The organism is Nocardia sp. NPDC004068 (assembly GCF_042874315.1).
Classification (GTDB): domain Bacteria; phylum Actinomycetota; class Actinomycetes; order Mycobacteriales; family Mycobacteriaceae; genus Nocardia.
The window spans coordinates 1-23,558 of sequence record NZ_JBIAMW010000027.1; the positions used below are offsets into that span (position 1 = coordinate 1).

18 protein-coding genes are annotated in these 23,558 nt (G+C 69.4%); 9 read left to right on the forward strand and 9 right to left on the reverse strand.

Going from position 1 to position 23,558, the window contains the following annotated elements; translation table 11 throughout:
- Positions 1-179: 179 nt before the first annotated feature.
- Positions 180-1,628, forward strand: a complete 1,449-nt coding sequence (locus ACFYTQ_RS36835) for a helix-turn-helix domain-containing protein (RefSeq protein WP_387370939.1) — start codon at positions 180-182, stop codon at positions 1,626-1,628.
- A gap of 188 nt (positions 1,629-1,816) precedes the next feature.
- Here ACFYTQ_RS36835 and ACFYTQ_RS36840 read toward each other — a convergent pair whose 3' ends face one another.
- The 4 genes from ACFYTQ_RS36840 to ACFYTQ_RS36855 form a co-directional block, all read right to left on the reverse strand.
- A complete protein-coding gene (locus ACFYTQ_RS36840; RefSeq protein WP_387370941.1) occupies positions 1,817-3,202 on the reverse strand; it encodes a hypothetical protein in 1,386 nt (461 codons plus the stop codon).
- A complete protein-coding gene (locus tag ACFYTQ_RS36845; RefSeq protein WP_387370943.1) occupies positions 3,177-3,548 on the reverse strand; it encodes a hypothetical protein in 372 nt (123 codons plus the stop codon). Before ACFYTQ_RS36845 ends, ACFYTQ_RS36840 begins: the two co-directional genes overlap by 26 nt.
- 98 nt (positions 3,549-3,646) lie before the next feature.
- Positions 3,647-5,017 carry an FAD-dependent oxidoreductase gene (locus tag ACFYTQ_RS36850; RefSeq protein ID WP_387370945.1) on the reverse strand — a complete coding sequence of 457 codons (1,371 nt, stop codon included), beginning with the start codon at positions 5,015-5,017 and terminating at the stop codon, positions 3,647-3,649.
- A 25-nt stretch (positions 5,018-5,042) separates the two neighbouring features.
- A complete protein-coding gene (locus ACFYTQ_RS36855) occupies positions 5,043-5,297 on the reverse strand; it encodes a helix-turn-helix transcriptional regulator (protein WP_387370947.1) in 255 nt (84 codons plus the stop codon).
- A 662-nt stretch (positions 5,298-5,959) separates the two neighbouring features.
- Between ACFYTQ_RS36855 and ACFYTQ_RS36860 the strand changes: the two genes are divergently transcribed.
- From ACFYTQ_RS36860 to ACFYTQ_RS36870, 3 genes are all read left to right on the forward strand, one after another.
- Entirely contained in the window at positions 5,960-7,843 is a 1,884-nt protein-coding gene (locus ACFYTQ_RS36860) for an FAD/NAD(P)-binding protein (RefSeq protein ID WP_387371014.1), read from the forward strand.
- A gap of 5 nt (positions 7,844-7,848) precedes the next feature.
- On the forward strand, positions 7,849-9,240 hold the full coding sequence (pcaB, locus tag ACFYTQ_RS36865) for a 3-carboxy-cis,cis-muconate cycloisomerase (protein WP_387370949.1): 1,392 nt from the start codon (positions 7,849-7,851) through the stop codon (positions 9,238-9,240).
- A 216-nt stretch (positions 9,241-9,456) separates the two neighbouring features.
- On the forward strand, positions 9,457-9,813 hold the full coding sequence (locus ACFYTQ_RS36870; RefSeq protein WP_387370951.1) for an ACT domain-containing protein: 357 nt from the start codon (positions 9,457-9,459) through the stop codon (positions 9,811-9,813).
- Here ACFYTQ_RS36870 and ACFYTQ_RS36875 read toward each other — a convergent pair.
- Both ACFYTQ_RS36875 and ACFYTQ_RS36880 read right to left on the reverse strand, forming a co-directional pair.
- Positions 9,803-10,603 (reverse strand): class I SAM-dependent methyltransferase, encoded by an 801-nt coding sequence (locus ACFYTQ_RS36875; RefSeq protein ID WP_387370953.1) that lies wholly within the window; start codon positions 10,601-10,603, stop codon positions 9,803-9,805. The genes ACFYTQ_RS36870 and ACFYTQ_RS36875 overlap by 11 nt on opposite strands.
- 36 nt (positions 10,604-10,639) lie before the next feature.
- A complete protein-coding gene (locus tag ACFYTQ_RS36880) occupies positions 10,640-12,607 on the reverse strand; it encodes a LuxR C-terminal-related transcriptional regulator (protein WP_387370955.1) in 1,968 nt (655 codons plus the stop codon).
- A 1,165-nt stretch (positions 12,608-13,772) separates the two neighbouring features.
- Between ACFYTQ_RS36880 and ACFYTQ_RS36885 the strand changes: the two genes are divergently transcribed.
- Positions 13,773-15,386 carry a TerD family protein gene (locus ACFYTQ_RS36885; protein WP_387370957.1) on the forward strand — a complete coding sequence of 538 codons (1,614 nt, stop codon included), beginning with the start codon at positions 13,773-13,775 and terminating at the stop codon, positions 15,384-15,386.
- A gap of 205 nt (positions 15,387-15,591) precedes the next feature.
- Here the strand turns inward: ACFYTQ_RS36885 and ACFYTQ_RS36890 are convergent, their stop codons facing one another.
- Together ACFYTQ_RS36890 and pabB are read right to left on the reverse strand one after the other, a co-directional pair.
- Positions 15,592-16,308 (reverse strand): hypothetical protein, encoded by a 717-nt coding sequence (locus ACFYTQ_RS36890; RefSeq protein WP_387370959.1) that lies wholly within the window; start codon positions 16,306-16,308, stop codon positions 15,592-15,594.
- A gap of 108 nt (positions 16,309-16,416) precedes the next feature.
- Positions 16,417-18,846, reverse strand: coding sequence for an aminodeoxychorismate synthase component I (gene pabB / locus ACFYTQ_RS36895; protein ID WP_387370961.1), 2,430 nt, complete (start codon positions 18,844-18,846; stop codon positions 16,417-16,419).
- A gap of 96 nt (positions 18,847-18,942) precedes the next feature.
- On the opposite strand from pabB, the gene ACFYTQ_RS36900 reads away from it, so the two are divergent.
- Positions 18,943-19,998 carry a phosphotransferase family protein gene (locus ACFYTQ_RS36900; RefSeq protein ID WP_387370963.1) on the forward strand — a complete coding sequence of 352 codons (1,056 nt, stop codon included), beginning with the start codon at positions 18,943-18,945 and terminating at the stop codon, positions 19,996-19,998.
- 67 nt (positions 19,999-20,065) lie between these two features.
- Positions 20,066-20,638, forward strand: a complete 573-nt coding sequence (locus tag ACFYTQ_RS36905) for a DinB family protein (RefSeq protein WP_387370965.1) — start codon at positions 20,066-20,068, stop codon at positions 20,636-20,638.
- Between the two features lie 200 nt (positions 20,639-20,838).
- Here the strand turns inward: ACFYTQ_RS36905 and ACFYTQ_RS36910 are convergent, their stop codons facing one another.
- Positions 20,839-22,035 carry a serine hydrolase domain-containing protein gene (locus tag ACFYTQ_RS36910; protein WP_387370967.1) on the reverse strand — a complete coding sequence of 399 codons (1,197 nt, stop codon included), beginning with the start codon at positions 22,033-22,035 and terminating at the stop codon, positions 20,839-20,841.
- Between the two features lie 48 nt (positions 22,036-22,083).
- Between ACFYTQ_RS36910 and ACFYTQ_RS36915 the strand changes: the two genes are divergently transcribed.
- Both ACFYTQ_RS36915 and ACFYTQ_RS36920 read left to right on the forward strand, forming a co-directional pair.
- Positions 22,084-22,917 (forward strand): serine hydrolase domain-containing protein, encoded by an 834-nt coding sequence (locus ACFYTQ_RS36915; RefSeq protein ID WP_387370969.1) that lies wholly within the window; start codon positions 22,084-22,086, stop codon positions 22,915-22,917.
- A 94-nt stretch (positions 22,918-23,011) separates the two neighbouring features.
- Entirely contained in the window at positions 23,012-23,545 is a 534-nt protein-coding gene (locus tag ACFYTQ_RS36920) for a DUF3145 domain-containing protein (protein ID WP_387370971.1), read from the forward strand.
- The last annotated feature ends 13 nt before the right edge of the window (positions 23,546-23,558 follow it).

Genomic DNA, 23,558 nt, shown 5'->3' on the forward strand with positions numbered 1-23,558 from the left:
GTGTCACACACAAACACGACATGATCACGCGGTGGCCGCTCCACGTCCAGCCCACTGACCAGCAACACCATCGATCACGAAGTCCGGCTGGAGTATTAGGCTGGTCGGTGAAACCTGCCAGTGGACCGAAAGGCGCTACGAACGTGGGGAATTCGAGCTGTGGCCTCTGTGGGAAAACCATGAGTGTGCCCGCAACGGGCAACCTGTGTGCTTCATGCCTTCGGGCGGCTGGCCTCTCGCAGCCGATACCTCCGAACCTCTACAACGATCCGACGATTCGAAACGCCTTGGCGCGCTACGACTTCGGGACGGTGTTCGTCGCAGTGCGCAAAAAGGCGGGGCTCAGTCAGATGCAGCTGGGCGCCTTGCTCGATTTGAGTCAGTCCCGCATATCCGCGGTCGAACGCGGTGAGCGAAACATTGGGCATATCAAGCTGGTTGCGCGGATCGCCGCCCGGTTGAGCATCCCGGCCCATCTTCTCGGCTTCACGCCCGAACTGGACGGTACCCTGGCAAGGGAGGAGGTGAGCTGGATGGATCGACGCGACTTCCTGATCCTGGCGACTGCCGCCACCCTCGGTTCCAGCCTGCACCCGGAACTGGCGCGCTTGGGCAACGCACTGCCCGGCGAGGCGGCACCGGTGACGCGTACCAGCCTCGGCGCGGCCGACATCGATGCGATCGAGGCCATCAGCGCGGCGTTCCGCCGCTGGGACATGGCTCACGGTGGCGGACTCTGTCGGATGGCGGCGCTCGCTCAAGTCCAGCAAGTACGCGCTCTGGAAACCGCCAGTTGCAGCGAAGAGATCCGCATTCGCTACTGGATCGCCGCCGCCGAGCTGGCGGCGATCACGGGCTGGCTTTGCTGTGACGCCGAAGACCATGACACAGCACGCCGCTTGTGGACCTACGCACTCGATCTCACGCACCGAGGACAAGCCGACCCGCGCAGCACCGATCTGGCCGTGAGCATCCTACTGGACATGATCCACCAGTCCAGGCACCTCTGGCATCCGCTGAACGTGCGGCACGGCGACGATCAACGGCGCAAGGAAGCGCTGTCACTCGCCAATCTCGCGGCAACGACGGCAAGTACCCGCAAGCACCCGGTCGGCGCGATCACGGCAGGGTTTCTCTCGGACGAGACCGCCTCGTGTTGGGCGCTTCTCGGTGAGACCGAACAGATGCGACGTGCCCTCGGCACCGCCCAGGAGCAGTACACAGCGAGTAATGCCGACAACACGCACTCCTGGACGTCATACATCACTCCGGCGGAAATCTCCGCGGGGGTAGGGACTGCGTATTTCCTGCTGTCGTTGACCGACCCCGCTGCTGCTTCCGCGGCCATCGATCCGCTGACCACCGCGGTCAACAGCCATACGCCCGAGCACGCCCACAGCCGGGCCAGCCAGTTGCCGACGTTGACCGCTGCGTGCCTGCGTGCTGGCGATTATGAGGCGGCCGCAGCCTACGGTCGCGAGGCAGCCGTCGCCGTGAATTCGGTGTCCTCACAACGCTGCCGCACACGTCTGCGGGATCTGGATGCGCTGGCTGCCCATTACGACCGCAACCCACAGATCGCCGACATGCGGGAAGCGATCCGCCCGGCGCTCGTGGGTGCTGGTTGAGAGTGAGCGGTCGCTCGGACCGATGTGCCGCGCTGCGCCCTCACCGACCACCATCCGGACGGGAGCGCTCCGGCCGCCACGCCCCGTCGATGGCGGCTACAGCGTTCCGCTCAACTGACCTGGGTCCGCGGGGGAATGCCAGTTCATTGCCCATGGGGTGAGCCCAGGGCCTGGATTTCCAGGGGGCTCTAGGCCGAGGGGTGGCGGGGAGTTGCGGATGGATCCGCCGGTGCCGGATCCGGCTCGGCGACCAGGCCCTGGGCTATCAGATTGGCGGACTCACGGTCCAGGATGTCGTTTCGATAGTTCACCGAGACGTGTACGCGGTCGGCGGCTTCGATGATGTTGACGCCGATGAAATCGGGACCTGGGGGTGGGAGGAACATGAGGATGCGCGGTGGGGATTTCTGGGCGGGGGACGGTGGGGTGAGCCATTTGCTGCCGTACGACATCATCAAATGTGTGGTCGGTGATTCGGTGGGAGGGGAGGGTTTGGCCTTGCGGTGTTCTCTGCGCGAGTGCACAGCGCGGCAGAATATCAAGAGCGGGAGGCCGGAGTCGAGAATCTTCGATACTCGACCGGCCAGTTCACTCGGGTCATTCGGCGGCGTGGGGATTGATTTCGACCAGCTGAAATTTCCGTCGACGGCCATTCGCGCGGGGAGGTAGCGGCGCATATCGATCATCATCACCATTCGGGGGGCGATCACGATGCCCTGGGACCGGAACAAGGTTATTGCGCGGACCGAGAGGATCGACATGATCGTCGCCGCCGGACAGCGACGGTCGCGCTCCTCGCGCATCCTGTTCAGGAACCCGGCGTCACTGGTCGCCGCCGCCACGTCGAAGCGGTGGTCGTCGCCGGTCGGAGAGTCGCAAACAGCGGGATGACGCACCGGACGAGCGAGTTCCCGCTGTACGCGGATGGCCCTGGCGATGCGAAAGGGCGAGCGCCCGAACGAGTTCAGCAGCGCGCGTGGAATCGGTGCGAACGCTGGTCGGTTGACTGTCGGAAAGGGCGCGGGCTCGGTGTCGAGGAGGAATCCGATGAAACTCCAGGTCGATACGGCGTCCCCGAGCGCGTGTGAATAGCGGATCTCGGCCCAATCGTGGCCGATCGTCAATCTGAACGGGAGCCCGTCGCGTCGATCGTTGTCTCGATTCGCGGATATCGGCGGCGATTCGTCCGCCGAGGAAACCACCAGCGCGCGAATGAACTCGTCCGCGCGATCGGCGGACGGACGGCCACTGACTCCCCGGTCGATATCGAGCAGACGCCATCTGATGTCATCGCCGTGCCGATGGGCGCATTTCTTCAATCGGGCGCGCACCGATTCGACGTCCGGAGTCCGAATCGAGGTGATCACCTTGATCACCCGTACGTGCCGCCACACACGGTCGCGGCGCCGCAGCGGGCGAATATCGACGGCGGTCCACCCGGCGATACTACCTACCCGACCGTACCGATTCAGCATCGCGAAATCCTGTCCATTCATTGAACCGCCACGAGCGCTATTCGAGAGAGGGATATTGTGCGGTGCCGCGCCGTCAAATAGTCTGCGACCAAACGTCATACATATTCCGCAGCGTCGACACCTCGACCTCCCGCCCCACGATCGGGCTCAGAATCGGCCGCCGGAATTTGCCCAATGATGGGAACGTCGCGCAATCGACCGTCGTGCAGTCGTGCTTTTCGGCGGTTTCGATGAGGTATCGGAGGAGGTGGAGTTCGGGCTGCGGGGTGGGGTCGTAGGCGAGGATCTGTTGCCACAGGCGGCCGAGGGGAGCTCGGAGGGGGTTGCCGGAGTGGGCTCTGGTGAGGCGGAGGTCGGATTTCGGGAGGGCGGTGCGCGCGGTGAGGAGTTCGTCGTAGAGGAGGCGCTCGCCCTCGTCGAGGTCTGGGTACGTCAGTTTCGCCACGGGATGTCCTCTGGGTGTGGGCCGCTGTCGGCGGGCGGTCCTTGTCCCCCAAGGTCCCAGAACGGGTGCGGTGTGGCATGCGTATCGAGGTACTCGATTCAACTTCCCTGGCGTACGGCTCCCCAGACCTTGCGGGCCGCGACGAGGACCGGATCCCAGACCGGCGAGAACGGTGGGGCATAGCCCAGGTCCAGCGAGATCATCTGCTCGACAGTCATTCTCGCGGTCAACGCCACCGCCGCGATGTCGATGCGCTTGCCCGCGCCCTCGCGCCCCACGATCTGCGCACCCAGCAAACGTCCGGTCCGCCGTTCCGCGAGCATCTTCACCGTCATGGGTGCGGCGCCGGGGAAATACCCTGCGCGACTGGTGGATTCGATGACCGCGGTGTGGAACTTCAACCCGGCGCGGTGCGCATCCCGCTCCCGGAGCCCGGTTCGAGCGACCTCCAGGTCACACACCTTGCTCACGGCGGTGCCGACGACGCCGGGGAACGTCGCGTAGTCGCCGCCGACGTTGAACCCGATGATCTGCCCGTGCTTGTTGGCGTGCGTGCCGAGCGGGATGTGTCGGCGAGCGCCGGAGACCAGATCCAGCACCTCGACGCAATCGCCACCCGCCCAGATGTTCTCGTGATCACGGACCCGCATGGACATATCCGTCAACAACCCGTCGTTCAAGCCCACCGGAAGCCCGGCCGCCCGAGCCAGCTCGGTGGCGGGCCGAACTCCCAACCCCAGCACCACCACATCCGCCGGGTACTCGTCCTCGGCGGTGGCGACGCCGCGAGCCCGACCGGAGTCCGTCAGGATCTCGGTCACCTCCGCGTTGCCGACTACCCGAATCCCCATGCCCTCCATGGCTTTCCGGATCAACACGCCCATATCGGGGTCCAGTGTGGACATCGGCTCGGCGCCACGGTTGATCATGGTGACCTCGAAGCCCCGATTGATCAGCGCCTCGGCCATTTCCACGCCGATGTACCCGGCCCCGACCACCACCGCGCGGCGGCCGGGGGTCGAGTCCAGCGTGTCGAGCAACGCCTGCCCGTCGTCCAGGGTCTGCACGCCGTGGACGCCGGGCGCGTCGATTCCGGGGAGCGAGGGGCGGATGGGGGTGGCGCCGGTGGCGAGGACGAGTTTGTCGTAGTGCCACCAGGTTTCGTCGCCGGTCGCGAGGTCGCGAACCCTGACCCGGGTGCCGGGAACGTCCAGTTCCACGGCCTCCGTGCGCAAGCGGAGGTCGATGTCGCGGGACCGGTGTTCCTCGGGCGTCCGGGCGATCAGCTGGTCGCGGGAGTCGACCTGGCCGCCCACCCAGTACGGGATGCCGCAGGCCGAGTAGGAGGTGAAGTTGCCGCGGTCGAACACCACGATCTCGAGTTCGTCGTTCGACTTCAGACGCCGGGCCTGGGAGGCCGCCGACATGCCCGCGGCGTCGGCGCCGATGACCACCATCCGTTCGCTCATACCGATGACGGTACGGACCCTCGGATCAGGCCGTCTCCGAGCCCTGTTCGCGTTGCACGACGAGGGCGACGTGCAGGCGGGACGGGCAGCGCAGGCGCAGCATCACCTGGCGGAGGTGGTTGACGACCGTCCACTCCGCGATGCCGAGATGACTGGCGATCATGCGGTTGGTCATGCCGCGGGAGACGAGAACGGCGACCTCGCGCTGCCGGTTGGTGAGCGCGGCCAGCGACGGGCGCGATTCGGCGGGGCGGGATTGAGGGTGAAGCATAGGATCCATCGAGACACTCGCTTTCGGCTACGGAAATGCATGCCCCACATTCCGATGAGATGACGTCTCATGTTCCGGGCGCGCGCACGCGGCCGGGTGCTTCCACCCCCCTTGCGAGAATACCGACGAGCGGAACCCCCGGTTCCGACGACTATTCCGATGCTACGTATTGTGTGCCCCGTTGCGATGATTGATCTTGCCGTATTGCATGTTGAAGTGAGCGCAAAGTGATCCAAGTCACACTATAAGATTTCCATGCCATTCTCGTATCATTGCTGGTGAACAGGGCTGCGGGGGCGTTGCCAGGCCCCCTGGGAGGGTCTTCTCGCTCGTATTCCTCGGGTTTGCCAGGGGCCTTGCCCGGTTGTTTCCTGGAGGTAACAATCAACACCGCTCGTCCCGCCGAGAGCTGTTCGGTGGCCGAACGGTGTGCCGAGGTGCTGTCATTAGCCGGGGTGGGTCGCCGGCATTTGCGATAATCCAACTGGTCGTTCTGCTTCAGCCCTGGCAGCAGATTGCTACTTGCGAAACGTCGACATTTCGGGCGCAATATCAAGAGCCCCTCGGACACGACAACGACGTCGGCTCACCGAACTCATGCGGCTCCGGTCTGCGGGGCCGACGGCACGTCGGAGGTTGCAATTCACGATGCATCGACACCGCGCATCGCGATCGTAGGCGGGGGACCCCGGGGTCTGAGCGTTTTCGAGCGGTTGTGCGCGAACGTACGACGCGGTGGCGACCGCGATTCGGTCGAGGTGTACCTCATCGATTCCACCAGCATCGGCACGGGGGCGGTGTGGCGCACCGACCAGTCCCCGCATCTGCTGATGAACACCGTCGCCGCCCAGGTCACGATCTTCACCGACGAGAGCGTGACTATGGCGGGTCCGGTCGAGGCCGGGCCCAGCCTCTACGAATGGGCGAACTTCCTGACCAAGATCGACGACTTCGCGGGGCTGCCCGAGGAGGTCCTGGCCGAGGCCCGGCGCACCGCACCGGACACGTACCCGACCCGTGCCTTCTACGGGCACTATCTGCGCTGGGCGTATCGGCGCACCCGCGACCGGGCCGCGTCGCGGGTGCGCGCGCACGAGATCGTCGGAACCGTCGTGGATCTCCGCGACCGGGCGGACGGACTCCAGGAGCTGGAGCTGAGCGACGGGCGGCGCATCGGTGCGCTGCACGCCGTGGTGCTCGCGCAAGGCCATGTGCCGCTGCGGCATTCGCCGCATTCGGCCACGCTCGCGGCGGAATCGGCGCGGCTGGGGCTGACCTATCTCGCGCCCGGCAATGCCGCGGACATCGATGTCGAGCGCGTACCCGAGCGCGGCACGACGATCATCCGCGGGCTCGGGTTGACCTTCTTCGACTACATGGCCCTGTTGACGGTCGGCCGCGGCGGATATTTCAAGGCGTCCGCGATCGCGGGCGAACTGGAGTACATTCCGTCCGGCCGGGAGCCGCTGATCGTGGCGGGCTGCCGTCGCGGGGTGCCGCACCACGCGCGCGGGGAGAATCAGAAGGGCGTCGAGGGCAGGCACGTGCCCATGCTGCTGGATTCGGGGCGGATCGCCGAATTGCGCAGGCGCGCGGATCGATTCGGGGACGTGTCGTTCCGGCGCGATGTCTGGCCGCTGGTCGCGCGGGAGGTGGAGGCCGTGTACTACGCGCGACTCATCGCCGACCGGATCAGCCCGCGCGAGCGCCGGTGGTTCCACGCGCGCTATCTGGACGCGCCGACCGCGGACGAGGTGCGGAAACTGTTGCGGGAATACCGGATCGACGAGCGCGATCACTGGGACTGGGCGCTGGTGGCCGACCCCACGGGCGGGCGGCGGTTCGCCGATCCGGACGCCTTCCGGGATTGGCTGCTCGCCTACCTGGACGCCGACGTGCGCCACGCGCGGCTCGGCAATGTGGACGGACCGGTCAAGGCGGCGCTGGACGTGCTGCGGGATCTGCGCAACGAGGTCCGGCTGATCGTCGACCACGGCGGCATCACCGGCAGCTCCTACCGCGACGATCTCGACGGGTGGTACACGCCGCTGAACGCCTTCCTCTCCATCGGCCCTCCCGCCGGGCGCATCGCGGAGTTGGCCGCGCTCATCCGCGCCGAGGTGGTCCGGATCGTGGGGCCGGGGATGCGGGTGCGGCTCGACGCCGAGGCGGGGTGTTTCGTGACGGAGTCTCCGCTGGTCGACGGGTCGGCCGTCACCGGGGTGGCGCTGATCGACGCGTGGCTGCCCGAACCGGATCTGCGTGCCACGGGGGATGAGTTGTTGCGTAATATGCTGCATCGCAAGGAGATTCGTGGCTACGCCATCGCCGATCCGGGCGGGGACCCGTATCGCACCGGCGGTCTCACCGTGGCCCCGGATTCCCATGCCGTCGTCGACGACGCCGGGCGGCCGCATCCGCGCAGGTACGCGCTGGGTGTGCCGACCGAGGCCGTGCACTGGGTGACCGCCGCCGGGCCGCGACCCGGTGTCGACTCGGTGACATTGTCGGACAGCGACAGCATCGCCCGTTCGATATTGCAGCGAAAGGATTGATGTCCATGAGCATCGACAAGGGCCTGCTCGCCCCCGTCCGGGCGGGGGTGCCGGCGGCGGAACTGGTGTCCGACGACGCGTGGCTCGAGGCCATGCTCGAGGTGGAGCTCGCGCTCGCGCGGGCGCAGGCGCGGCTGGGCATCGTCCCGGTCGAGGCGGTCGAGCACATCACCGCGGCCGTGCGCGACCATCGGTTCGACGCCGCGGTGATCGCGGAAGCCGCTCGGGGCGCGGCCAATCCGGTGGTGGTCTTCGTTCAGCAGTTGCAGGCGGTGGTGGCCGCGGCCGATCCCGCGTCGGCGATGTACGTGCATTGGGGTTCGACGAGTCAGGACATTCTCGATACCGCCACCATGCTCGTCGCCGCGCGGGTGGTGACGGCGATCGTCGCGGATCTGGAGTCGACCGCGGACTCCCTCGCCGACCTCGCCCGCCGCCACCGCGACACCCCGATGGCCGCGCGGACCCTTGGCATGCACGCGGTGCCCACGACGTTCGGGGCGCGGGTGGCGACCTGGCTCCAGGGCGTGCTCGACGCCCGCGACCGGCTGCGGCGGGTGCGGGCCGACGGGCTGCCGGTCCAATTGGGCGGGGCGGCGGGCACATTCGCGTCCTATCTGGAATGCGTCCGCGACAGCGGCGGGGAACTGGCGGACGCCCCGGCCGAGCGGATCTACACCCGGCTCACCGAGGAGTTCGCGGGGGAGTTGTCCCTGGCCCGCGCCGACGCGCCCTGGCACAGCGTGCGCACGCCGATCGCGGATCTGGCCGCCGCGCTGTCGATCACCTCGGGCGCGCTGGGCAAATTCGCCGTCGACGTCATCACCCAGGCGCGCACCGAGATCATGGAGGTGGCCGAGCCGGGCGCGGCCGGGCGGGGCGAGTCCTCGGCCATGCCGCAGAAGCGCAATCCCGTGCTGGCCACCATGATCCGCGCGGCCGGAATGCAGGTGCCCGCGCTGGCGTCCACGCTGTACGCGGCCATGCTCGCCGAGGACGAACGGTCGCCCGGCGCCTGGCACGCCGAGTGGCAGCCGCTGCGGGAGTGCCTGCTGCTGGTGGCGGGCGCCGCGCACACCGCGGCCGAACTGGCGGCCGGGCTGACCGCGGACGCCGACCGGATGGGCCGCGTCCTCGCGGCGAGCCGGGGCCAACTGGTCTCGGAGCGCCTGTCCATCCGCCTGACCCCGCTGCTCGGCCGGGTCGAGGCGAAGAAGGCACTCCAGGCCGCCGCCTTCGAGGCCGAGGCGAGCGGCCGCACCCTCGCCACCGTCCTGGCCGAGAACCCGGTCGTGCGTGAGCATTTCGACGCCGACCAGATCGCCGCCCTGCTGCGCCCGGAGGACTATCTCGGCATGGCCCCGGAACTGGTGGATCGGGTGGTCGGGCGGGTGTGACGGCGTCGCCCCGAATTGGTGGATGGGCGCTCGGATCGGTTGTGGCAGCACGGCTCCGGAGCTGCTGTGCCGGGCGGTCGGCGAGGTGGAGCGATGGGTTCTCGGGCCGGTGGATCGAGAGTGACGGCGTAGCCCCAGAACTGGGGTACGGGCGGGTGTGACGGCGTGGCTGCCGGGCTCGGGTTCGGGTCGGTGGGGCGGCACTACGATGGCCGGATGGCTGAGCGGTTGCACAGGGTGCCGTCACGGTTCGTGGTCGAGCATTGGGCGCGGGCGACCTTTCCCGAGGATGACGAGTGGATCGCGTTGGTGCGGGCGCCCGAGGGGTTGACCGTGGTGCGGGAGGCGCCGCCGTGGGCGGAGGGGGAGACGTGGGTCGGGTTCTATGGTGGGGCCGAGCGAGGGGCGCGGCGGCCCGACAGTTTGAGCGCGCTCGCGAATCCGTTGGCGGACAGTGGGATTCCGGTGTTCGTGGCGTCGACGTATCACGCGGATCTGGTGTTGGTGCCCGAGGAGCGGCTCACCGAGGCCGCGGCGGCGTTGCGGGGGGCGGGTTTCGCGATCAGCGAGTAGCGGCGAGGCCGTAGAGCAGGGGGACGATCGGCTCCTCGGGCGGGAGTCGCCACCAGCCGTTGTCGGTCGGCACCATCTGCGGGAAGCGCGGCCACGGGAGCAGTTCGGTCTCGGTGAGCGCGGTGATGCGCAGGCCGGCGGCCAGCAGGGCGGTGATCACCTCGCCGAGGCCGTGCCGCCATTCGTAGGCCGTGGTGTCGCCGGTCAGGGGCGGGCCGTCGGTGTAGGTGTGCGGGCTGTCGCGGCGCAGCGCGCCCCGGCCCGCGAGGTAGTCGTCGTGGAGCAGCAGCGCGCGCGGGTCCGCGCCCGGCGGGGGCGTCGGGCCCAGCGCGTGCAGCAGCGGATGGAATTCGACGATGTACACCAGCCCGCCCGGCCGCAGCAGCCCGGCCAGCACCCGCGCCCAGCGGGTGAGGTCCGGAAGGTAGCAGAGCGCGCCCTTACCGGTGTACACGATGTCGAACGTCGCCCCGCCGAGCGCGGACACCGCGTCGTGCACGTCGGCGCAGACGAATTCGACGGCGTCCCCGGCGAATTCGCGGGCGTGGCGCAGGGACTCGGCGGAGAAGTCGAGGCCGACCGCGCGGGCGCCGCGCCGCGCGAATTCGACCGTCTCCGTGCCCAGATGACATTGCAGGTGCACAACGTCGCGATCGCGCACGTCGCCGAGCACATCCCATTCGAACGGCGCGAACCAGAACCCCGGCTCGTGGCCGCGGTAGAACTCGCTCGCGGCGTGGATCGGCGCGCGAGCGTCCCAGTTCCGTCGGTTGGTCAGCAGCGGGTCCATCGGGTCATGGTAGGGGCCGGGACCGCCGCGCGGGTGTCATCCCGCTGCCGAATCCGCCGTCGCGGTCGCCTGTGCCGACAGCGCGAATTGCAGGTCACCGCGCCGGGCCACCGAGAGTTTGCGGTAGACGCGGGTCAGGTGCTGTTCGACCGTGCTCGTGGTGATGGCCAGCGATTCGGCGATGTCGCGATTGCGTTTGCCCAGCGCGGCCAGCTCCGCGACGCGGCGTTCGGCCGGGCTGAGGGTTTCGGCGCTGCGTGCGGTCGCGCGGGGACGCGGGCCCGCGGCGGGAGCTCGGTCGCCGCGTAGTCGCCGGACCAGCGGCACCGAACCGCACGCCTCGGCCAGCCGCACGGCCTCGCGCAGCAGCGGCCGGGCCTTGTCGGCGTCGCCGATGCCGCGGTGGGCACGGCCCAATTCGGTGAGGGCCGTGGCCAATTCGTGGTCGTCGCCGCCCGCGCGGGCCACCGCCACCGCCCGGCGCAGCAGCATGACCCGCCGGTGCGGGTCGCCGGTCGCGGCGAGCAGCCGCAGCGACACCGAACCGGTGCGGTGCCGGTCCGCGCCGCCGATCAGTTCCAGGTGCATGGTGGCCAGGGTCTGGGCGCGGCGCTGGTCGCCGAGCTCGAGATAGGCCGCGGCCAGATCGTTGCGCCAAGGGACCAGCCACGCGAAGTCGAGATGCCATTGGCGCATGAGGTTTCCGCACTGGCGGAACTGCCGCAGCGCCTCCTCGGGCCGTCCCGCCGCCAGACAGTGCTGACCCCAGGCGTGCAGATACGGCAGCGCGAACCGGGATTCGAACATCGCCCGCGGCACCGGGCGGCCCAGCTGCGCGGCGGCCTCGGTGTGCCTGCCCTGCGCGGTCAGCGCCCGGACCAGGACCGCGATCGGGCGGCCGACCCAGACGCCGAGATGTTCGGCCGGGACGAGATTCAAGGCGAGCGTGGCGTTCTCGATCGCGCCGGTGAGATTTCCCTTGCGCAGCAACGTCTCCGCACGCAGCGCGGCGAAGACCGAACGCCAGGTGGGCGCACGGCGCGCCTGCGCCTCGGCGAGCAGCGAGGTGCACCAGGCGTCGGCGGTGTCGAGATGGTCGCCGTAGATCAGGCTGTCGACGGCCGCGACCAGCGCCTCCACCGAGGTGACGGCCAGCCGGTGCCCGGCCAGGATGCGCTGGGCCAGCCCGGCGATCTCGGCGGGCGGATGCTGCACGGTTTGCGCGCCGAGCAGGTCGGCGGCCTGGCGATGCGGGGAGCGGCGGTCGAAGGCGGCCCGCCCGCCCTCGCCGACCCGGGTCGCGAACAGGCGGCGATGGCGGTCGACGTGCGGCGGATGGGTGTAGCGCAGCCAGGCGCAGAGGAAGTCGACGGCCGGGTCGACGATGCGGTGCGGGTCGCGGTCGAGCCGGGCCAGCGCCTGATCGGCGTGCTGGGTGTTGCCGTGCCAGAGCATGTGCAGCACGGCCGTGGGCAGTTCGGTATCGGGGACGCGGCCGGTGTAGAGCGCGGCCTTGAGGCGCGCGAAGTTCCGCGTGCGCGCCGAGGGATTGACCCGGCGTTCCACCGAGACCAGCCGGGTGGCGATCGCGGCGCGCGCTCCCGCCCGGCGGCTGGCCCGATACGCCAGTTCCAATCGTTGCGCGGCGCCGTCGATATCGTCGTGGACCAGCGCCTCGTCGGCGGCCTCGACGAGTACCTGCGCGGCCCAGGAGCTGCGCGGTTCGCCACCGGCCACCAGCTGGGCGGCCACCGCCGCGGCGGGAAAGTCGTTGCGATACAGCACCTCCGCCGCGCGGGTGTGCAGATTCGCGCGATCGTCGGCCGGGATCGCGCGCAGCAGATGCGCCGCCACCGCGGGCGGATGCAGCCGCTGCCCGTCCACCATCCCCATCGCGGCCAATTCGGTGACGGTCTCGCGCACCGAATCCGGATCCGTCTCCAGAAGTTCGGCGACGAATTCGATGTCGGACGCCGCCCCCAGCACCGCCATCGCCTGTGCCACCCGATGTCGTGCCTCGTCGGCTGCCAATACGGCCGCCAGACTGTCGCACTCCAGTCGCGCCCCCCGCGCGAGCTGGGGTTCTTGTGGACCGATGACGACCGCTGCCCGGCCTCGGTCTCGAGCGACCGACCGCTGCATGCTCGTTGTCCCTTCGTCGATTCAATGGCCCCGACTGAAGGGGAGTACGTCTCGGGAGACGCGGTCTTGCAGGGAGCGGCAACGTTGCAGCTGTGCGTCGCGGAACACACGGGAATTCAGCCGGTGCACAATGGTTTTCGGCGACCACCGGGGTGCATCCCATCACCACCGGCGACGATCTGTCGCGTGAATTATGCTACATGTCAAGCTGTTTCGCGTATAGATCGACATCTTGCCGATCGGCGCGAATGGGCACGTGCCGATTCGCGACGCGAGCCGTCCTCGCCCCATCGAATCGGCCCGGACGGATACCGCGAGTGCGCCTTTTCCGCACAAACTCGGCAACCGCCGATACGCCGCCGATCCGGCCGTCGGAGACCGCGGAATCCGCTGCCCCGCAAGCCCGTTCCGGACGGCTGACCAGCAGGAAACCCGTTCGGGTGACCAGCTTCGCGCGGTTCGGCGTGAAATCCTTCGCGGCGGCCCGGCGCTCAGCCGGAAAATAGCCGCGACCGGGCCCGCGCCGCCGACACCCGCCGCCCCCGACGGGCATCGGGTGCGCGGCGGCGGGGGCGGGGGAGCGAACCGGAGAGACGTAGATCACATACTTGTTCCGAATGCCCGTGATTGGTTCGAGATTCGCCGGACCCCGCGTCGCGGGCGCCGCGAACCGCGCGGCGGCCCCGCCGGGCGTGCCCGGCCGGACCGTCCCGGTCGATTCGAAACGTGCGTGCATGGACCCCTGCTCTCTCGACGGATTACCGATTCGCTCGAATTCTGTTGCGAAGAAAAGGTATTGGCGTCGCTGCCGAACCGGGAGATTACCAGGGGAAGTGCGGTGAATTTTCGTTCGAGGCGGCGTCGTTATCCCGTTCGTGATCCGAAACGGCAAGGTGAGGGAACTTTTCGGAGGAATCCTTCCGGCATATTCCAATAGGGGGTCATAGGGGTTCCGACAACTGGGGGTTCGGCGGCATCGGCCCAGGTCGGCAAGGCTGTCGGACCCGCCTGGCATAGTTCGGTCGCGATGGCATCCCTCGACGACGACGGCGCGACGCCGCTCCCGACTTCGCTGCTGAGCGTGCTGGTTTCGTGGCGCTCGGCGCACGCGCTGGACGCGCACGCGCTGTTGCTGGCGGCCGACGGCCGGGTGCGCTCGCGCGCGGACGCGGTGTTCTTCAACGCGCCGCGGCATCCCTCGCAGGCGGTGACGCTGGATCAGCGGCCCGAGCCGCGCACCGCGCGATTGTCGGTGTCGTTGCCGCGCACCGAATCCGAGGTGACGCGCGTGCTCGTCGCGGGTTCGGTCACCGACGGCGCGCTGGCCGATCTCGGGCGACCGGAGGTGACCGTGTTCGACGCCGAGGGGCCGGTCGCCCGCTGCGATGTGGCGGCCGTGCCCGGGGCGCGGACCATGGTGCTGGCGAGCCTGTTCCGGAGTGACGGGCGCTGGTGGTTCCGGCCCGAGCACTCCGGATTCGACGGGCTCGCGGACCTGTTGGCGGCCTTCGGGGTTCGCGAGGTGTCGACGATCCGCGCGCGGGTCGCGGCGCGCGTGGACGACACGCCCGCGCCGCCCGGTGACCCCCGACCGGACTGGCACGACGATCCGCGCGACGCCACGATGTCGCGCTGGTGGGATGGCACGCGGTGGACCGAGACCACCCGCGAGCGCGTCCCCGTCGACCCCCGGATCTGCGCGCGCTGCGGCCGCCCGCGGCGCTGGCGACTGCGCGGCACGCCCACCCCCTGCCGCGCCTGCGAGGCCGAGATCGAGCGCTACCTCGAGGGCTGGCGGGCGCGGGCGTGGCGGGTGCTCACCGCCGACGGTCCCCGCGGCCGGGCGTGGGACGAGTTGTGGACAGCCTTGCGCTACCGGCACATCGACGCCGAGCGCGGGCGCGCGGCACTGCGCGGGCCGGGGCTGGCCTACGCCGAGCGGCTGGCCGCGTTCGCGGTCGCCGACGGCGAGGTCGGCGCGGACGAGGTCGACGACTTCGACCGCACGGTGGCCGCGCTGGCGCTGACCGGTCCGCAGGTGGACGAGTTGCGCCGCAGGCTTCGTCGCGGGCGCACACTCACGCGGTTGCGCGCGGGCGAGTTGCCGACCGTGCGCGCGCCGGGGCTGCACCTGGACCCGGAAGACGCGGTCCACCTGGACATTCCGGCGACGCGCGTGCGGCAACTCGCCCGGGGACCGCGCGCGACCGACGGCAGACTGATCTGCTCGGCCCGCAAGCTGCGCTTCGTCGGACCGGAGGCGGGCATCGAAATGCCCTGGGCGCGCGTGGTTTCGGTGGTCGTCGCCGACGACACGGTCGTGGTGGCCGCTACCTCCGCCCGCGGCGGGGCGACATTCCGGGTCGAGGACCCGGATCTGGTCGCGGCCGTCCTGGAAGGCGCGCTGCGCGTGGCCAAGCGGCTCACCCTCGCACCCGGTCGCCGCGACCGTCGTTCCATCCCACCCGAACTCAAGGCCCAGGTATGGCAGCGCGACGGCGGGCGCTGTGTGGAATGCGGGGCGACCCACTATCTGGAGTTCGACCACGTCATCCCGCTCAGTCGCGGCGGTGCGACCAGCGCGGCGAACCTGCAGATCCTGTGCCGTGCGTGCAACCGGGGCAAGGGTGCTCGCATCTGACGATGCGATGGGTGCCAAGGTCCTCGCGTGGCGCGATACGACCGGTTGGTTCGGGGCGGCGGGGGCACTTCGTCGTGCGGCTCGTCGTCCGACACTCGCCTCGTCGCGAGTGCCTGTCGTATCGGATCCTCGATCGGCTCGTCTTTCCGGGGGTTGACCTTCGTCCGGTTTCGAAACGTGCTGGGCGGAAGTTTCGTTCGATGTGTCAGTGCGCGCCGAGGGCGCTGAGTACGACTTGGCGCAGGACGCCGAGGACATCGGCGGTCTGTTCCTCGCCGGTGCCGTAGGTGTGCGCGGCGATGGTGAAGCCGCTGCCGTAGGAGGCCGAGGCGACCTCGGGCGGGCCGAAATCCGACCAGCCCCACTTGGTTCCGAGCACGCCCGGGAGTTTCGCTGTGCCCCAGTCCTGTACGGTGCCGTCGGCGGCGACCGGATCGGCCTCGGCCATCCAGGTCAGCAGCCGGGAGTCCGGATCGGTGCGCAGTTTGGTGTCGAGGAAGTCGGCGAGGTCGGCGGTGCTGGTCAGCGAGGATTCCCACGATCCGTTGCGGCGGGTGGCGGTGAGGTGATACTCGGCGGCCACCGCGTCGATGGCCGTGGGGTATTTCGCGTCGAGTTGCGAGGCGGCGGCGTCATCTGATTTGCGAATCATTTGCTCTCCCAAGCGAAGATCCTCAGAGGAGCCGTCGCCGTGGCGCAGTGCGTAATCCACCAGATAGAGCTTGACCATCGACAGCGCGCTGTGCGGCTCGTGGTCGTTGGCCGTGTCCCAACGCATCCAGGGGAGCGCCGAGCGGACCGCGATGGCCGTGCGTGGTGGCACATCGGCGGGATCGGGCAGGTCGGGGGCGGCGGTCGCGGGTCCCGCCGCGACGATGATCGCGCCCGTCAGCAATCCGGTCAGCAGCGCCCGACAGTTCATGTCTCGCCTCCGCGGTCCGTGAACACGTGCTCCCCAGAATGCGCCCGGATTGCCCGGAATGCGGCGTGTCGCGAGGCGACACACCGATTGCTGTTTATTCGCCCGAGGTCAGGCGGTGGTCCGGACATGGGCCACGGCGGTCACCGCGTCGAGCGCGGCGGCGGCCTTGAGGACCATTTCGCGGTATTCCTGTTCGGGATCGGAATCGAGGACGATCGCCCCGCCCGCGCCGACCCGCCAGCGGCCCTCGTGGCGCACGGCGGTGCGGATGACGATGTTCAGATCGGCGGTGCCGCCGAGGCCGAGGTAGCCGAGGGTGCCCGAATAGATGCCGCGCGCCTCGGTCTCCAATTCGTCGAGGAGCTCCAGCGTGCGCAGTTTCGGGGCGCCGGTCATGGAACCGCCGGGGAAGCAGGCCCGCAGGCAGCCGACCGCGTCGATCTCCGGGCGCAGGGCGCCGCGGACGGTGGTCACGAGCTGATGCATGGTCGCGTAGGTCTCGGCGGTCATCAGGCTGGGGACGTGCACGCTGCCCGGTTCGCACACCCGGCCCAGATCGTTGCGCAGCAGGTCGACGATCATGAGGTTCTCGGCGCGGGTCTTGGGATCCGATTCCAATGCGCGACGGGCGATTTCGTCGGCGCGGGGGTCGGGGTGCCGGGCGGCGGTGCCCTTGATCGGGCGGCTCTCCACCGTGCGGGCGCGGTCGATCCTGAGGAATCGTTCGGGGGAGGAGCAGGCGATCTCGAGTTCGCCGAAGCGCAGGAACGCGGCGTAGGGGGCGGGGTTGCGGCGGCGCAGGACGCGGTGGACGTCGAGGCCGGGGCAGTCGGCGTCGGTGTCGGTGTTGTCGGTGAGGTTGACCTCGTAGGTCTGGCCCGCGCGGAGATGGTCGCCGATGGCGGCGATGTCGGCGAGGTAGCGGCGACGGCCTCGATTGGGTTGGCGGGGCGGGAACGGTGGTGGGGGCTGATCGGGTAGCCGATCGGCGGGGCTCGGCATGGCCGTTATCGCGGCGCGGGTCTCGGTGAGCCAATTCCGTGCTGTCGCAAGGGAATCGGCGTCGGTGAGGGCGAGGAGGTGGGTGCGGGCGGTGTGGTGATCGACCACCACCAGGCGGTCGGCGAAGATCCACTGCGCGTCCGGGGTGGGGGAGCGGTGGCGGGCGGTCGCGCCGCAGTCGGCCTTCACCTCGTAGCCGAGGTAGCCGACGTAGCCTCCGGCGAAATCGAAAGGGACGTCCGGGAATTCGATGCGGCGGCGGGCGAGTTCGGTGGACAGGTAGTCCAGTACGGTGCCGGGTACGGTTCGGGAGCCCGATCCGGAGTCGACCCGGACGAAACCGTCGCCTACTCGGTAGTGGACCACTTCCGACAGCGGGCCGGACGCGTCGCCGAGGTACGAGAAGCGGTCCATGCCGGTTTCCAGGTGGGCGCTGTCGAGCCAGAAGGCTGTTTCGGTGTCGGCGTAGCGGGCGAGGAAGAGGGCTTCGGTGTCGGTGGGGTGGTCGATGGTTTCGTGGAGTACGCGGTATTCGAGGGGGGTGGGGCGTGGGGGGTCGGAGAGCGGGTGGGTCTCGGTGTTGCGGCAGTCCTGCTCGCCGGTCCCGGTGGTGTTGCGGCGGTCTCGCTCGCGGATCTCGGTGTTGTGGTGGTCTTGCTCGGGGGTCTCGGTGTTGTGGTGGTCTTGCTCGGGGGTCTCGGTGTTGTGGTGGTCTCGCTCGCGGGTCTCGCTGTTGTGGCGGTCTCGCTCGCCGGTCTCGGTGTTGTGGTGGTCTTGCTCGCGGGTCTTGGTGTCACGGGGGTCCCGCTCGCGGGTCTCGGTGGGGCGGCGGCCTCGCTCGCGGGTGGATGCGGTCCTCGCGCTCGGGGAGCCCGCGGGGGCGGGCGCAATGTCGGGTCGCCGAACCCGGATCGTCCTCTCCTCCGCTGGCGTCGGTGCCGCACGGCGGGGCGGTGTTTCCCGGGTCAGCCGGGCGAAATTGGCGAGTATCGCTCGGCCGTGCTCGCTCGCCACGGATTCGGGATGGAACTGCACGCCCCACTGCGGCCGATGTCTGTGCCGGACGCCCATGATCACCCCGTCGGGGGCGGTGGCGGTGATCTCCAGCGTCTCCGGTAGTGGCAGCCCCGCGCACAGCGAGTGATAGCGCACCGCCTCGAATTCCATTGGGACACCGGCGAACAGATCGCGCCCGTCGTGCCGGATGCGGTCCGGATAGCCGTGCCGGGGCAGCGGCGCGGGCACCACCGATCCGCCCGCGCCCAGCACGATGCCCTGATGGCCCAGGCAGACCCCGAGCAGCGGGAGGTCGCCGTGTTCGATCAGCGCGCGGGAGATGCCGAAATCGCGGGGAACATCGGGGCGGCCGGGGCCGGGGGAGATCACCACGTTGTCGAACCGGTCGAGATCCAATTCGCTGAGATCGGCCACCTCGTCGTTGCGCACCACCACCGGTTCGCAGCCCTCGACCTCGCCGAGCAGATGGAACAGGTTGTAGGTGAACGAGTCGTAATTGTCCACCAGCAACGTGCGCATGCCCGACACGGTAATCGGTGCGGGCAAGCGGGGTGCGCCGCGCTTTGATGGCAGGTGCCCGCAGTTTCTCGCCGATCGTGGTGCACAATGTGGGACATGTCTGAGGTGCAACCGGCCGCAGTGGCGCGGGACGTGGTCGATTTCGCGGTCGTCGGGAAGTGGATGGACGAGCAGGGGCTGCCGGGCGGGGAGATCGAGGACGCGACCTCGCTCGGCGGCGGCACCCAGAACATCATGGTGCGGTTCGCGCGCGGCGGGCGGGAGTATGTGCTGCGGCGCGGGCCGAAACACTTGCGGCCCAAGAGCAATGAGGTGATCCGGCGCGAGTCCCGGCTGCTCGGTGCGCTGGACGGGACCGGCGTGCGCGCGCCGCGGGTGATCGCGGCATGTCCGGACGAGTCGGTGCTCGGCGCTGTGTTCTACCTGATGGAGCCCATCCACGGCTTCAATCCGCAGACCGAACTGCCCGCCCTGCACGCCGGGGATGCCGAGGTGCGGCGGCAGATGGGACTGTCGGCGGTGGAGGCCATCGCGCGGCTGGGCATGCTCGACTACCAGGCGCTGGGACTGGCCGACTACGGGAAGCCTGCGGGTTTCCTGGAACGGCAGGTGCCGCGCTGGCTGGGTGAGCTCGAGTCCTACGGTTCCAACGAGGGCTATCCCGGGCCGGAGATTCCGGGCGTCGAGCGGGTCGGGGAGTGGCTCGACCGGAATCGGCCCGCGCAGTGGCGCCCCGGCATCCTGCACGGGGACTGTCATCTGGCCAACATCATGTTCACCTACGACGGGCCCGAGGTCGCGGCCATGGTCGACTGGGAGATGTCGACCATCGGCGATCCGCTGTTGGATCTGGGCTGGCAGATCGCGACCCGGCCCGAGCCGGGGACGACGGGCGCGGCGCTGGTCGGCAAGCTCGGGGCGGCCGGTGGCCTGCCGACCGCCGAGGAGATGGTGGCGCACTACGGGTTGTTCTCCGATCGCGATCTGAGCGCCGTCACCTGGTACACCGTGCTGGCCTGTTTCAAGCTCGGCATCGTGCTCGAGGGGACGCACGCGCGGGCGTTCGCGGGGAAGGCGCCCAAGCAGGTGGGGGACTTCCTGCACGCCATCACCCTGGAGTTGTTCGAGCGGGCACGGCGTCTGATGGAATGACCGCATCTCGCGGAGGTTTGGCGGTTTCTTTGTGGCGGTAGAGTTTCCGCCAGTCTAGGTTGAGTCCATGCCGATCGTGCCCGAAGACAAGGACTGGACCTGGGTCCTGGAACGCCGCTGCCCCGAGTGCGGATTCGACGGTCCCGCGACGCCCTACGAGGCGGTGCCGGGTCTGGTACGGGACGCCGCGAGCCGCTTCGCGGTGATGCTCGAGCGGCCGAATGTCGCTGTGCGCCCGAACGATTCGACGTGGGCGCCGCTGGAATACGCCGCACACGTGCGCGATGTGTGCCGCATCTTCGCGCATCGCCTCGACATCGCCCTCGGCGGCCCCGGCCTCGACCCGGGCATCGCGGGCTTCACCGGCACGGTCGGCTTCGCCGACGGCCTACCGGTATTCGAGAACTGGGACCAGGACCACACCGCCGAGGTCGGCCACTACCTCTCCCAGCCCCCGTCCACCGTCGCCCAGCAACTGACGACCGCCGCCGAAACCACCTCCGCCGCATTCGAATCCGTCCCCGAGCCCGACCGAGATCGAGCCGCCCGCCGCAGCAACGGCTCCCTGTTCACCGTGGACTCCATGGCCCGCTATTTCCTCCACGACCTGGTCCACCACCTGCACGACGTCCGCGCCTGACCTCACGACGTACACCTCTGATCCGACGCCCACCTACACCAGGTACGGCAGCCCCAGCCGCACCCCTTATTCGCCGTCGCACCCCCTGCAAGGTGTGCGGATCCAAATAAGGGGTGCGGCTGGGTTGCCGTACCTGGGGGTTGAGCGCCTGGTGGCGAAGCGCTTTGGAGGGGTGGGGCTGGGTTGGCAGCGCTGGGGGGTCAGGGTTTGGTGCAGTGGATTGTGGTGTGGTGGAGGGTGCGGGCTCGGGGGTCGTCGAGGACGGCTGTGCCTAGGCGGGTGGGGATGTAGGCGAAGCCTAGGCCGGTGGTGGGGTCGGCGAATGCTGTGGAACCGCCGAAGCCGGTGGTGCCGTAGGCGTGGGGGGTGGAGCCGAAGGGGAAGGTGGGGGTGGGTTTGCGGAAGCCGAGGTGGTAGTGGCTGGGGGTGTGGAGGATGAGGTCTCGGGGTGGGACTTCTCCGGGGGTGTCGGCGGTGGCGAGGCGGTCGAGGATCGCGTTGTCGATGGGGAGTTCGCCGGTTCGGGCGGCGGCCGCGGCGTAGACGCGGGCCAGGGCGCGGGCGGTGCCTACGCCGCCGGAGCCGGGGTGTTCGACGCTGAGGTAGTCGCGGCGGGCGGCGCGGGCGGGGGCGCCGAGGCGGGGGCTGTTCAAGGCGCGGTAGGTGGCGCCGCGCTTGGCGTAGAGCTGAAAAGCGATGCGCAGCGGGACTTCTCGTTCGTAGCGCAGCAGGTCCAGGCCGGTCGTGGCGGACAGTTCGGCGACGCGGTCCATGGGCACGTCGGCGGGTAGGCCGATGAAGAAGTCGACGCCGAGCGGGTCGGCGAAGCGTTCGGCGAAGATCCGGCCCAGCGTGCGGCCGCGCGGATCGATCCGGCGGATCAGCTCGCCCTGGTAGAGGCCCGCGGTGATCGGGTGGTAGCCGTGCCGGGTTCCCGGGCGCCACAACGGTTTCTGATCCGCGAGGATCGCCGCGACGGCGTCGAGATCGGCCAGATCGCGCAGCCGGACCACGCGATCGAGTTCGGGCAACCCGGCCTGATGATCGATCAGTTGACGCACGGTGATCGATTCCTTGCCGTGCGCGGCGAATTCGGGCCAGTACCGCGCGACGGGCGCGTCGTAATCCAGCAGCCCGCGCGAGACGGCCTCGGCCAGGACGAACGCGGCCATCCCCTTCGTCGTGGAGAACACCGGCGCCATCGTGTCGCGCTCCCACGGCAGGGTGCGGCCCCGATCCCGGTGTCCCGCCCACAGATCCACCACGGGACGATCGCCGAGGTAGACCGCGACGGCCGCCCCGATCTCCCCGCGCCGGGCGAAGTTGCGCCGGAACGCGTCCGCGACGGGGCCGAATCCGGAATCCACATCGCCGTGGACGGCAGGCAGTGCGCTCATGACGGAGTCGATGCTAGCCGCCCGCGGCGAGGTCGTAGGCTTCGGTGCGTGCGAGCACTGGAGCAGATTCGGGAATGGCCGGTCCGGCATGCTGCGGCGGGTGTGGTGACCACGCGGGGGATCGCGGCGAGCGAGGGGGACGCCGATCGGGTCTTCGCCCTCGCCTCGGTCACGAAACCGCTTGTGGCGTACGGGGTTCTGGTCGCGGTCGAGGAGGGCGCGATCGAACTGGACCAGCCCGCCGGGCCGCCGGGATCGACCGTGCGGCATCTGCTCGCGCACACCTCGGGACTGGCCTTCGACACCACGGTGATCATGGCCGAGCCGGGCGCCAAGCGCATCTACTCCAGCGCCGGATTCGAGGTGCTGGCCCGATTCGTGGCCGAGCAGACCGGGATTGCGTTCGAGGACTATCTGCGCGAGGGCGTGTTCGAGCCGCTCGCCATGAAATCCTCGGTGCTGCATGGGTCGGCCGGGCACGCCGCGCGCTCCTCGCTGAGCGATCTGCTGCGCTTCGCCGAGGAACTGCTCGCGCCCACGCTGGTGTCGGAGCAGACGCTCGCCGAGGCGACCTCGGTCCAGTTCCCGGGTGTCAACGGAGTACTGCCGGGCTACGGATCGCAGCGCCCCAACGATTGGGGGCTGGGCTTCGAGCTCCGCGATCACAAGACTCCGCATTGGACCGGGGCGTCGAATTCGCCGCGCACCTATGGTCATTTCGGGCAGACCGGCACGTTCCTGTGGGTCGATCCCGAGATCGGGGTGGCGTGCGTGGCGTTGAGCGACGAGAATTTCGGGGACTGGGCGCGGGCGCTCTGGCCGCCGCTCAGCGAGGGGATCATCGCCGAAATCTCGACGTCACACGACACGGGGGAAAAGTAACACCCGTAACTCGGGGCACTCCAGTAAACTCGGGCCACGCCAGCTCGACGGGCCGTTGGGGAAGACGTCCGACGTCGAGGCTGGAGGTGTACTGGTGCGCGGATCGAATCAGTTCGCGGACGGGACGGGTGGTGTCGTGTACATCCACTCGTCGCCCGCGGCGCTGTGCCCGCACATCGAATGGACGCTCTCCTCGACCCTGAAGGCCCCCGCCAAGCTGCGCTGGACCTCCCAGCCCGTCGCGCCGGGCCAATTGCGCGCGATCACCGACTGGTTCGGTCCCGTGGGCACCGGCGGGCGCCTCGCCACCGCCCTGCGCGCCTGGCCGGTGCTGCGCTTCGAGGTGACCGAGGATCCCAGTGACGGCGTCGACGGCGAACGCTACAGCTTCGTCCCCGGCCTCGGATTGTGGTGCGGCGCAACGAGCGCCAACGGCGACGTGATGGTGGGCGAGATGCGCCTTCGCGCGATCGTGCGCGCGGCCCGGGAACGGGGGCGCGCGACGGCCGCGGAGATCTCCGCCGACATCGATTACGCGCTGGGCACCGCGTGGGACGCCGATCTCGAGCCGTACCGTTGCGGCGGCGAGGGGGCCGAGGTCACCTGGTTGCGCCGAGATGTCGGCTGACCCCACCTACTCC